Origin of the sequence: Kribbella sancticallisti (genome assembly GCF_039530625.1) — a bacterium.
Classification (GTDB): domain Bacteria; phylum Actinomycetota; class Actinomycetes; order Propionibacteriales; family Kribbellaceae; genus Kribbella; species Kribbella sancticallisti.
Genome location: NZ_BAAAOS010000019.1, coordinates 357,793 through 369,035, shown reverse-complemented (window position 1 = coordinate 369,035; position 11,243 = coordinate 357,793). Strand labels below are relative to the sequence as shown.

Annotated in this window: 8 protein-coding genes; 3 read left to right on the top strand and 5 right to left on the bottom strand. The window is 68.5% G+C overall.

Annotation, left to right across the window (positions count from 1 at the left end; genetic code table 11):
- Positions 1-15: 15 nt before the first annotated feature.
- Together ABD255_RS16085 and ABD255_RS16080 are read right to left on the bottom strand one after the other, a co-directional pair.
- Positions 16-369 carry a hypothetical protein gene (locus tag ABD255_RS16085; RefSeq protein ID WP_344214529.1) on the bottom strand — a complete coding sequence of 118 codons (354 nt, stop codon included), beginning with the start codon at positions 367-369 and terminating at the stop codon, positions 16-18.
- A gap of 60 nt (positions 370-429) precedes the next feature.
- Positions 430-1,404, bottom strand: a complete 975-nt coding sequence (locus ABD255_RS16080; protein WP_344214527.1) for a zinc-binding dehydrogenase — start codon at positions 1,402-1,404, stop codon at positions 430-432.
- 86 nt (positions 1,405-1,490) lie between these two features.
- Here ABD255_RS16080 and ABD255_RS16075 point away from each other — a divergent pair, with 86 nt between their 5' ends.
- Entirely contained in the window at positions 1,491-4,400 is a 2,910-nt protein-coding gene (locus ABD255_RS16075; protein WP_425554427.1) for a DEAD/DEAH box helicase, read from the top strand.
- Entirely contained in the window at positions 4,397-5,644 is a 1,248-nt protein-coding gene (locus ABD255_RS16070) for an SWIM zinc finger family protein (RefSeq protein WP_344214523.1), read from the top strand. The genes ABD255_RS16075 and ABD255_RS16070 overlap by 4 nt, the downstream gene beginning before the upstream one ends.
- On the opposite strand, the gene ABD255_RS16065 is transcribed toward ABD255_RS16070, so the two are convergent.
- Positions 5,630-5,986, bottom strand: a complete 357-nt coding sequence (locus tag ABD255_RS16065) for an iron chaperone (RefSeq protein WP_344214521.1) — start codon at positions 5,984-5,986, stop codon at positions 5,630-5,632. The genes ABD255_RS16070 and ABD255_RS16065 overlap by 15 nt on opposite strands.
- Before the next feature lie 63 nt (positions 5,987-6,049).
- Positions 6,050-7,018 (bottom strand): SGNH/GDSL hydrolase family protein, encoded by a 969-nt coding sequence (locus ABD255_RS16060; protein WP_344214519.1) that lies wholly within the window; start codon positions 7,016-7,018, stop codon positions 6,050-6,052.
- A 118-nt stretch (positions 7,019-7,136) separates the two neighbouring features.
- Between ABD255_RS16060 and ABD255_RS16055 the strand changes: the two genes are divergently transcribed.
- Entirely contained in the window at positions 7,137-8,141 is a 1,005-nt protein-coding gene (locus ABD255_RS16055; protein ID WP_344214517.1) for an MFS transporter, read from the top strand.
- Between the two features lie 171 nt (positions 8,142-8,312).
- Here the strand turns inward: ABD255_RS16055 and ABD255_RS16050 are convergent, their stop codons facing one another.
- A complete protein-coding gene (locus tag ABD255_RS16050) occupies positions 8,313-11,207 on the bottom strand; it encodes a CBM35 domain-containing protein (protein ID WP_344214515.1) in 2,895 nt (964 codons plus the stop codon).
- Positions 11,208-11,243 lie beyond the last annotated feature (36 nt).

Genomic DNA, 11,243 nt, shown 5'->3' with positions numbered 1-11,243 from the left:
GGCGCTGTTGTTTGGTCAGGCGTGGTCGCCGTCGAGGCGTTTGTGGAGTTCTACGACGGCGTTCTTGATGTCGTCGTAGTCGTTCTGGGCCGCCCGTGACTCCGCGCTGATCACGCCGCAGCGGTGCACCCGGCGGAAGTCGCCGTACGGGAACTTGTACCGGCCCTTCGTCTCCTCGCCCATCTCGTCGTCGACCCCGAGATACCACAGCGAGTAGTCGTTCCAGCCGTGCTTGTCGACGTACTCGTTCTCCTGGTCGGCGGTCGGCGCGTGTTCGCTCCAGTCGTCGTGCTCGTCCAGCCGGGTCTGGCCCTTCGAGATCAGGCCCTTGGCGTGGTCGAAGGCCTTCTTGTTCAGCGTGACGGACATCTTCGCTCCTTCCAGAGGGACTCCCCGCCCAACGCTCTGCCCGGTGCCCTGACCGGCCAGTCAGCTAACCCGGAGCAGCGCCTTGCCCAGCAGTTCGCGGTTCTCGATCGCGGCGTGCGCGGCACCGAGTTGATCGAGCGGGAAAGTGCGGTCGATGACCGGGATCAGGTCGCCGCGCTGGACGCGGTCCATCACGTCCGCCCCGCTCACGGTGATCTCCCGGCTGTCGGCGCGAAGATCCATGATCCCCTTCACCGTGATGCCGCGCCGCTCCGCCTCGGCCGGGTCGTACTCCGCGAAGCCGCCGCTCGGCGCACCGTGGGCGGAGAACCAGCCGCCGTCCTTGACGGTCGTGAACGCCGCGGCTCCGAGCGTGCCGCCGGCGCCTTCGAAGACGACGTCGACGCCCCGGCCGTTGGTTGCCTCTAACACCAGCTTCTCCCAGCCCGGCTGGGAGTAGTCGATCACTACGTCGGCTCCCTGGGCTTTGACCAGGTCGAGCTTGGCTCGGCCGCGGGCCGCTCCGATCACGTGGGCGCCGGCTTTGCGGGCCAACTGGACCAGCAGCACGCCCATGCCTCCGGCCGCCGCGGTGATGAGGACCTCCTTGCCCTGCAGATCGGGTGCGAGCTGCTCGAGGAGGAGCGCGGTGAACCCGTCGCCGAAGACGGCGACCGCTGTCTCGAGGTTCAGCTCCTGCGGTACTTCGATCAGGCTGTCGGTCGGCGCTATGGCCTGCTCGGCGTGCGCGCCGAAGTCGAGGGTGCGGCCGAGCACTGTCTTGCCGATCCACTCCTCGGGGACGTTCGGCCCGACGGAACGGACTGTGCCGCCGAAGGAGTTGCCGGGGACGTAGGGCGGCTTCACGTCGAAGAACCCGCCGTGCTCGCCCTGCCGGATCGCGGTCTCGACGAAGATGATGTCGCTGATCTCGATGTCGACCAGCACCTGGTCGTTCGAGGCGACCGGAGCCGGCCACTCCTTGGTCTGGATGACGTCCGGTCCGCCGAACTCGGTCACTACTGCTGCGCGCATATCTTTCACTCCAGTCCGTGTTCGTTGGTGGAGTCGAGCCTGCAACCTCAACTTGAGTTCAGGTCAAGTCGGGACTGTCGGTGGGGATGGGTAATCTGCGAGGGGTGTCGGAGGTCGTGTTCCTGCCCGCTGACCCGCCGCGGGCGGGCCGGCTGGTCCTGTACGGCGATCTGGGTGCCCGCGAGGCGGACGGAAAGGTCGAGCTCGTGCTGCCGCGCGGCGAACAGGTCAGGCGGGTGAAAGTCCCCGCCCGGGTGCTGACCGTGTCGGAGGGGCTGGAGCTGCTGACGCAGCTGGTTGATGGGCAAGAGCCGGGCGCTGGCTCGGATGTGCGGCTCAGGGAAAGCGCAGGGCACGCGAGGCGGTTGGGGGTTGGCGCGTCGGCGGGGGCGGGCGAGGTGTCGGGTAGTTGGCGGGCTTGGGCGGCTGCGGCTTGGGCGGGGGTGGGGTTGATTGGGCGGGGGCGGTTGGTGCCTGATCGGACTGACTCGGGGGTTGGGGCTTGGCGGGTGGCGCCGTTGGATCCGGCGGATCATGGGTGGTTGAAGAGGCTGGCGGCGGCGATGCCTGCGTACGGGCATGCGCTGGCGGTTGAGGGGTCTCGACCGTTGCGGTTGGTGGAGCCGGAGCAGCTGATTCGGGCGTTCTGGGATGCGCTGGCGGACACGTTGGTGCGGACGCCGGCGGCAGGCGTCGCAGTACGGGGTGGTGCGGGTTCGTTCGCGGAGGTGGAGCCGCGGGAGTTGACCGGGTCCACGGCGTGGCTGGAAGAGACCGCGTTGAGCGAGGAGGCAGGCGCTCGCCTCGTACTGCGTATCGAGCCGCCGGAGGACGATTCCGAGTTCAAAGCCGTGCTCCAACTGCGAAGCGGAGTAGACCCGAGCCTGCTCGTGGATGTCGCGGACGTGTGGAACGCGCCGGCCGCGGTACTGGCTGCTCTTGGGGAGCGGGCCGAGACCGATCTGCTGCTGGCGCTGCGACGTGGGGCCAGGGTGTGGCCGCCGCTCGGAGCGGCATTGAAGGACGCGGCGCCGGCCGAGGTCGCCGTCGACGATCAGGCGCTGGACGAGCTCGCCGGCGACAGTGACGCGCTGGATGGCGCCGGCATCGAGGTGTTGTGGCCGGCCGAGTTGTTCGCCGGTGAGTTGGCTTTGCGGGGCGCCGTGCAAGCCACACCGACTCCGGGCGCGGTAACTGGGCCGGACTTCAACCTGACGGATCTGCTGGCATTCAAGTGGCGGCCGACGCTCGACGGCAAGGAGCTGACCGAGGCCGAGATCGCGGCGCTCGCCGAGGCGAAGCGGCCGATGATCCGGATGCGCGGCCGGTGGGTGCGGATCGACCAGGACTTGGTACGGAAACTCCGCAGCGGTGGTTCGAGGAAGCTCACGGGTGCGGAGGCGCTCGCGGCGGCGTTGACCGGGACGCTCGAGATCGACGGTGAGCTGGTCGCATTCGATGCGGACGGGTCGCTGCAGACGATGGTGGATCGGTTGCGTGTCGCCGAGGAGCCCGAGCCGTTCACCGAGCCGGTCGGATTGCGGGCGACGCTGCGGGACTACCAGCGGCGGGGTGTCGCCTGGATGGCGCAGCTTGCGGAGCTGGGGTTCGGCGGCTGCCTCGCGGATGACATGGGGTTGGGCAAGACGATCCAGGTGATCGCGTTGCACCTGCATCTGTCGAAGCGTGGCCGAGGGCCGACCTTGGTGGTGTGCCCGTCGACGCTGCTCGGGACCTGGGAGCGGGAGCTGGCGAAGTTCGCGCCCGACGTGCCGTGCCGGCGGTACCACGGCGCCGGGCGATCGTTGAGTGACCTGGTGGCCGACGAGGTGGTGCTGACGACGTACGGGGTGGTGCGTCAGGACCATCGAGTGCTCGGCGAGATCTTCTGGGGACTGGCGGTCGCGGACGAGGCGCAGCACGCGAAGAACCCGTTGTCCCGGACCGCCCGTACGCTGAGGACGTTGCCTGCGGCAACCAGGCTGGCCTTGACCGGTACGCCGGTGGAGAACAGGTTGTCCGAGCTCTGGTCGATCCTCGACTGGGCCGCGCCGGGGTTGCTCGGGACGCTGGACCGGTTCCGGCACGACGTGGCGGTGCCGGTCGAGCGGTACCGCGACGAGGAGGCGACCGCCCGGCTGGCGCGGGTGACCCGGCCGTTCCTGCTACGCCGGAAGAAGAGCGATCCGGGCATCGCGCCGGAGTTACCGCAGAAGACGGAGCACGACGTCGTCGTACCGCTGACCGCGGAGCAGGCCACGCTGTACCAGGCGGTCGCGAAGGAGACGCTGGCGAAGATCGAGGAGGCCGAGGGGATCGCGCGGCGCGGGCTGGTGCTGAGCCTGCTCACGCAGTTGAAGCAGGTCTGCAACCACCCGGCGCAGTTCCTGCACGAACACGGGCCGCTCCCCCGGCGTTCAGGGAAGCTGGCCGCGCTGGACGAGTTGCTCGACGTGATCCTGGCCGAGGGCGAGTCGGTACTGATCTTCAGCCAGTACGTCGAGATGTGCCGGCTGATCGAGTCGCACCTGGCGGCGCGGCAGGTGCGGACGTTGTTCCTTCACGGTGGGATCGGGGTGCGCAAGCGGGAGCAACTGGTCGAGCAGTTCCAGGCCGGCGAGGCGCAGGTGTTCCTGCTGTCGCTGAAGGCCGGCGGGGTCGGGCTGACGCTGACGAAGGCGACTCATGTCGTGCACTACGACCGCTGGTGGAATCCGGCGGTCGAGGATCAGGCGACGGACCGGGCCTATCGGATCGGCCAGGACCGGCCGGTTCAGGTGCATCGACTGGTCACCGAGAACACGCTGGAAGACCGGATCTCGACGGTGCTCGCGGCGAAGCGTGACCTGGCGGATGCGGTGGTCGGCTCCGGCGAGGCCTGGTTGAGCGAGCTCTCCGACACCGAGCTCACGGAACTCGTCGAGCTGTCGACCACGCCCGCGAAGTCGGGGGCGGCGAGTGCCTACAACCCTTCTGCTGTGGGGAAGGGCGAATGAACGAGCGGACGCCGTGGCAGGGGTGGCGGCAGCGGGACGGGGAGAACGCGGGTCTGCCCGCGGCCAAGGGACCGGGGAGCCGACGGCCGTTCGGGGCCACCTGGTGGGGCAAGGCCTGGCTGGACGCGTTGGAGCATCGGGCACGGCTGGATCCGAATCGGCTGGGGCGTGGGCGGTCGTATGCGCGGCGCGGGAGTGTGCTGGAGCTGACTGTCGATCCCGGCGTGGTGACCGCGTCGGTGCAAGGCAGCCGGCTCACGCCGTACCAGGTGACGGTGAAGATCCGGGCGTTCACCGATGCCGAGTGGGACGCCGTGCTGGACGTGGTGTCGGCTCAGATCGGGCGGGTCGCGGCGCTGCTGGACGGGGAACTTCCGCCGGAGGTGGTCGACGACGCGCAGGCCGCCGGCCTGGAACTGCTACCGGACGCCGGTGAGGTGCGGACCGACTGCAACTGCCCGGACTTCGCCGTGCCCTGCAAGCACTCGGCCGCTGTTTGCTACCTGATCGCGGACGCGTTGGACGACGACCCGTTCGAGCTGTTGCTGCTGCGCGGGCGCCAGAAGGACGAGTTGCTGTCGGCTCTGCGATCGCGTCGGTCGGCCGGAGGCGATCATCCCGCGGTCAAGACGCGGCCCAGCGGAGTACTGGCGAAGGCGGCGTTCGCTCGGGAGCCGGCGGCGGTGCCGGTGCCACCGAGGCCGTTGAGTCAGCCGGGGGCGCCGACCGCGGTACTGGTTCTGGAGCCGCCGCGGCAGTCGGGGGTCGAAGGGCGGGATCTGGTCGCGTTGGCGACGGACGCGGCGCGGCGGGCGTGGGAGTTGGCGTCGGGTGACGGCGACGGCGGGCTCGGGCTCACGCGCGACGAGGATCTGGCTCGGCGGGCCGCCGGCCTGCTCGGTACGTCAGGCCTGGCTGACCTCGCGCATCGGGCGGGGGAATCTGCCCGGGTGCTGACGAACTGGGCGGTCGCTTGGCGGGAGGGAGGCGCGGGAGGGCTCGCCGTTGCGGTCGCCGAGCCGTTCGACGTCGACCCAGCGACCCTCGCGGAGGGCCGAGAGGCGCTGACGACGTACCGGCCCGGCGCCGCCCCGCTGTCGGTCGAAGGGAACCGGATCACCGCGGAGCGGCTTCAACTCCGGCTGGGTTCCGACGGGCTCTGGTATCTGTTCACCCAGCAGTTCAGCGACTGGACGCTGAGCGCGCCGCCGTCGGCCGACCCGGTGGAGTTACTGCGTGCGTGACGCGAGGAAGGCCTCGGCGAGGCGTCCGATCAGGTCGTACGGGATCGGCTTGTTCAGCGGGAACTTCAGCGTGCCCTCGCCGGATTTGTACGGCTCGATCTCTTTCGCCGGCACGTCATCGAGCGGTGGGATCGGGTAGATCGAGATGTGCTTCTTCCAGCCGCTGAAATGGACCAGGTTCTTGCCGTCGAGGGTGAACGTCGGCATCTGGTAGCTGATTTTCTCCCCCGCGTCCGGCACCACCGCCCGGATCGTCTGCCGCACCCGCTGCAGGATCTCCTGGACGTCCTCGGGGAACGACGCGATGTACTCGTCGACGCTGCCGAAGTCAGTGGTCGCCATCTGCCCATCGTGCGCGCCGAGGGGCATGGGGGCAACTACCGTTCCCGCGGGTCCTCGCGACAACTACCTGCCGAGGTCGGCCTTGAGCTCCTCGACCAGGCGGGCGGCGATCTTGGCGTGACCCTCGACCGAGGGATGCACCCGGTCGGTGCAGTCGTCCTCGGTGATCCAGCCCTCGGTCCCGACGTACCGGATGCCTTGATCGCCGACCAGCTTCACCGCCGCCTCGATCTCGTCCGCGTACTTCCCGCTGAACGGGCTCAGAGCAACGATCTTGCTGTCCCCGTACTCCGCCCGCACCCGCCGCAGGTAGTCGCCGTACTGCGCGGCCGTGAGCGTGTCGTCGTTCACGCCGAGGTTGAGCACCACCAGATCCGGCTGCTCCACCCGCTCGGCCCGTGAGCCGGCGTAGTTCCAGCCGAACGACTCGGTCCCCGGCGGCACCTCGCCGTTGCCCGGCTTGATGATCCCCTGCCGCCCGAACCCCACCTGGTACGCCGAGGCGCCGAGGGCGCGGGCGGTCAGGTACGCGTACGACTTGCTGCCGTCGGCGCCGTCGGACTCCGGGTGTGCGCTGAGCGAGCGGACTCCCTGGGTGATCGAGTCGCCGTAGAACTCCAGCCGGGGACCGCCGGGGCGTCCGCTCAATCGCAAGCGGGTGTCCTGGTCGAGCACGAGCCCGGCGAAGACCACGGCGCAGCCGAACGGCGGGTTCCACCGGTTCGCGTGCTCGTTGACGTCCTTCACCACGATCTCGACCTTGTGCTGCCCGCGCTCGGCCGCCAGTTCGATCACCGGCTGGTCGACGACGTAGAGCCGGGGCTCGCCGTCGTCCAGGGAGATCCATAGGTGCGGCGGGACGGTCAGGCCGTCCACGTCGAACAGCGCCTGGACCCGCTCGCCGTTGAAGGTGAACGAGATCCGCGACCCGGAGTTCACCGTGGTGGCGATTCCCGGCTGCTGCCCCCACTGGCCTTCCAGCACGATCCGCGGATCCGCGGCTGCCACGACCTCGCCCGGCACGAATGCCACTGCCCACTCCCCTGCTCTGGTCCTCACCGATCGGTCGCCATTCTGCCGGATCGCGCCGGCCGGCCGACGACACGCGTCCACTTCCGGTCAAGTGCCTTTTGATGGAAACATGATTCCGGTGAAACGGGTTACGGAGGAAACAGTCGGGCTATCGCGCTATCTACTGGCAGCCGTGCTGATCCGCGGGGCGAATGACGGCGCGGCGATCGGGCTGGTCCTGCTTGCGGTCAGTGTGTATGGCGGAGTGGCCGCTGGCGGAGTGCTGGCTGGTGCTCTCACGTTGCCGCATGTCGTGGGGCCGCTCATCGGGCGCCTGCTGGATCGCGGCCGGGACAGCCGGCGCACCTTGGCGCTGGGCTTCGTCACGTACGCCGTAGCCCTCGGCAGTGCGGCAATGCTGCTAGGACGGGCGCCTTTGGCCGTAGTCGTGGCAGTCGTGCTGGTGGCCGGCTGTGCTGGTCCCCTGTTCGGAGGAGGCCTCAGCAGCCGCCTCAGCTCCCGGCGGGCGATTGCCCTCGACACAGGAACCTGGGGCGTGGCGACCATCGCCGGGCCGGCTGCTGCCGGTCTCCTCGCGGTTCACGCCGGTCCGCTCACAGCAGTACTCATCCTCTGCGCCACGGCCTTGGCCTCGGCTGTCGTGACGCTCACCCTGCCTGCACTCGAGACCTCTGGTGGTGGTTCCAAGAGCCGTGGCGTACTACGCCTGTTCCTGGGCGACCGGCAACTGAAGAGAGTGGCTTGGTGCTTCGTCTTCGCAGGCCTGGGAACGGGCATCTTCCCGGTAGCAGCCCCACTCCTCAGTACTGCGGTACAGCACTCCCCCGGCTCGGGTGGTCTGCTCTTGACCGCGTACGGCGCCGGCAGTCTCATCGGGTCGCTCCTGGTTGCGGCGCGTCCTCCGACGGGTCCACCGCTCAGACGAGCCGGGTGGTGTCTGGCGGCGATGGGGCTCTTCCTAGTCGGCGCGGCTGCCGCACCGGAGTACGAGTTGGCTTTGGTGGCGTTCGGGTTGGTGGGGCTGGTGAACGGGCCCTTCCTGGCCGCTGCGATGGAGGCGTGTCGTCAGAACGCGCGCCGGCTGACCTCCGTGCTCAGGTCTTCGTCACCATTGCGAGCCTGAAGATCGGCGCGGCCTCGCTGGCTGGTGCGGCAGCCGGTCTGCTCGGGAACGGCGGCGGCCGGGACATTTTGCTCGCCGCCGCCACCGCCGTCGGCATCGCCGCCCTCGCTGCAGTTGGGACCCGGTCCCGCGGCGGGCAGGTGCCGCGGGACCGGGTGGTCGAGGGGGCGGTCAGAAGCCGGAGTTGCCGGGGCCCCGGATGAGGTTGAAACCGAAGGCGTTGTTGAGTCCGCCCGAGCCGGTGCCGGAAACGGTCACGTAGTTGAAGGTGGCGCTGCCCGCGACCTGGATGTCGATGCCGTAGGTGCCCGTGTTCTGGACCTTCACCTTGTCGAAGGTCAGGTTGGTGACGTTCTTCTGCCAACTCATCGAGATGCCCTGGTACGTGCTGTCGATGATGTCGACGTCCTTGACCAGCACGGGCGCGGTGATCTCCCGGGCCTCGGCGTAGATCCACAGACCACCCTGGCTGCTGTTCCAGTCGGTGTTGAAGCCACCGGCCCGGGTGATCGTGTTGCGCTGGACGACCGTGGTGCCGCTGAACGGCTGGGCCGAGTGCCACGTGCTGACGGTGATGCCGGCCGCCGTGTAGACCGTGTCGGAGAGCAGGTTGTCCTCGATCCGGTTGCCGTTGCCGCCGTAGATCGCGGCGGTGTTGGCCAGCGCGGGCAGGGTCGCGGTGTTGAAGGTGAACGCGCAGTTGGCGACCGCGCTGTTGAACGACCACATCGCCATCGCGTCGTCACCGGTGTTGCGGAAGACGCTCTGGTCGACCCGGCTGTTGCTGACCGGGCTGCCGTCGCCGCTGAAGGTGTTGAGGTTGAGCCCGTCGGCGAACATGTCGCGGATGCGCACGCCGGCGACGTACAGGCCGTTGGTGCCGCTGTTCGCCCAGAGGCCGACCTTCGAGTGCTCGAGCCAGACGTTGTGGATCAGCGAGCCGGTGCCGAAGTTGCCCTCCAGCGCCGCGTCCGTCGTCACCGAGCCGTCCGGGTCGCGGTACCGGACGTCGCCGGCGAAGTAGAAGTCGGCGAGTTGCACGTTGCCGCCGGTCGCGAAGAAGCCGCCGCGGCCGGCGTTGCCGCGGATCGTCGAGTACCACATGCCCGCGCCGCGGATGGTGATGTTGTCGACGTTGACCCGCGCCGTCAGGTCGAAGGTGCCGGCCGGGATCCACAGGGTCTTCCCGGCGGACTTGGCCGCGCTGATCGCCGCGTTGAAGGCTGCTGTGTCGTCACCAGAACCCGACACAGCGCCGTACGCCGTGAGGTCCACCGAGTTGGCCGGCATCGTCAGCGCGGGCGCGACGACCTCGGTGTCGATCAGGTCGATCGTGATCGGCGTCGACGTGTCGTTCTGCAGCCGCAGGACCGTACCGGCCGGGTACGACGGCAGCGTGGAGCGGACCTCGTCGTAGAAGCGGTGACCGCCGCCCAGTCCCGGGTCGTTCGGGAACGGGTAGAGGCCGTAGACCCAGCTGTACGCGGACGTCAGCGGGAGGTCCTTCACCTTCGAGCCCCCGACGTAGACACCCAGCGGCGCCGTGATCCCGGTCCCCGCAGCGTTATCGGGGATGGAGTAGCGCACGACGATCGAGTTGGCCGGCTTGGTCAGGGTGAACTGCGTGTACTTACCAGCGTTGTCTAGCCGCACGGCACGACGCCCCGACGACTCGGACGCCACAGTGCGGTAGGTCCGGTCCGGGCCGATGACCACACCGTTCGTACTGCTGCTCTCAGCCTCGTACTCCGTGTACGGAACCGTCGCGCCTCTCGTAGCGAGCGCAGCAGATCCCATGACAGCCAAGTCGTCGAGTGCGACGTTCCCGCTGTCGCCACTGTCGTACTGGTAGCCGACCAGGTTCAGTCCCGCGCGGAGTGGCAAGGTCTGCTGCACGGTCGACCAGCCACTGGTGACAGGTAAGGAGACCTGACCTGCCTTCACACCGTTGGCGTAGACGCTCAGGGTCTTCGTGCTGCCGCTGGAATTGCTGTAGCGAAGCGTGGTGGTCGCGTTGCCTGCCGCGGTGATGTTCACGGTCCGGATCGCGCGACTGCCCACTGAGGTGAACCCGGTGACGTAGCCGGTCCCGGCGTACCCGGCGATCGCAGTACCGACTGTGGTGCCGCCGGAGAGGAAGGAGCCTTCCAGTGCTGCTCCGCCGGACGGCGGTGGGTCGGTGGGTGCGGCGACGGTGATGTTGTCGAGGTTCACGTTGCCGGAGTCCGTGCTGTCGAACTTGTAGGCGATGCTGTTGGCACCGGCGACAACGGGGACGGCCTCGGCAGCAGTGCCCCAGGTGTCCCAGTTGGCGGTGGCAGGCAGGCTGATCTGCCGTACCTTGCTGCCTCCGGCGTAGAGGGACAGCGTCATGGCTGCGCCGGTCCCGTTCGCGTACCGCAGGGTGATAGTGCTCGAGCCCGCTTTGGGCGAGGTGACAGAGAAGGTGGTTGCCGCGTTGCCCTTGTTGGCGTCGGTGTAACCGCCGACGAAGCCCGAGCCGCTGTAGCCCGGGTGGTCGGTCGCTACCACCGCTCCCCCGGACAGCGTCGCCGACTCTGCTTCCAGAGTCCCTTCGGCAGGCGCGGGTGTGTCGGTCACCGTCAGCTTGTCCAGGTTGACGTTGCCCGAGTCTGTGGAGTCGAAGCGGTAGCTGAGGGAGTTGGACCCCGACGGCAAGGTCAGCGTGGTCTGAAGGTCTGCCCACGCGTCCCAAGATGCTGACGGCGGCAAGGTGACCTGCTGAACCTTCGTGCCGGCGCGGTAGAGCGACAGCGTTTTGGCAGAGCCGGTGCCGTTCGCGTACCTCAGAGAGAGCTTGTAGCTGCCTGCTGAAGGGACCGACACAGAGGCTGTGACCGCTGCCGTGCCCTTGTTCGTATCAGTGAAACCACCGACGAAACCTGAGCCGCTGTATCCGGAGTGATTGGTCTCTACGACCGCTCCTCCGCTGCGGGTGGCGTTCTCTGCCTCGACGATCGACGTGAAGCCGGCCGCTGATGCTGGAGACAGATAGGAAGTGGCCAGCAGTGCGGCCAAGAGCGCGACGAACCTCTTTTTGGGCATGACTGTGGAGCCCTTCTGTCAGCGAAACGGGGCGGA

Excerpts from the sequence above, each read along its gene's own strand:
- ABD255_RS16085 (WP_344214529.1), bottom strand. The coding sequence starts at position 369 with ATGTCCGTCACGCTGAACAAGAAGGCCTTCGACCACGCCAAGGGCCTG.
- ABD255_RS16080 (WP_344214527.1), bottom strand. The coding sequence starts at position 1,404 with ATGCGCGCAGCAGTAGTGACCGAGTTCGGCGGACCGGACGTCATCCAG.
- ABD255_RS16075 (WP_425554427.1), top strand. The coding sequence starts at position 1,491 with ATGGGTAATCTGCGAGGGGTGTCGGAGGTCGTGTTCCTGCCCGCTGAC.
- ABD255_RS16070 (WP_344214523.1), top strand. The coding sequence starts at position 4,397 with ATGAACGAGCGGACGCCGTGGCAGGGGTGGCGGCAGCGGGACGGGGAG.
- ABD255_RS16065 (WP_344214521.1), bottom strand. The coding sequence starts at position 5,986 with ATGGCGACCACTGACTTCGGCAGCGTCGACGAGTACATCGCGTCGTTC.
- ABD255_RS16050 (WP_344214515.1), bottom strand. The coding sequence starts at position 11,207 with ATGCCCAAAAAGAGGTTCGTCGCGCTCTTGGCCGCACTGCTGGCCACT.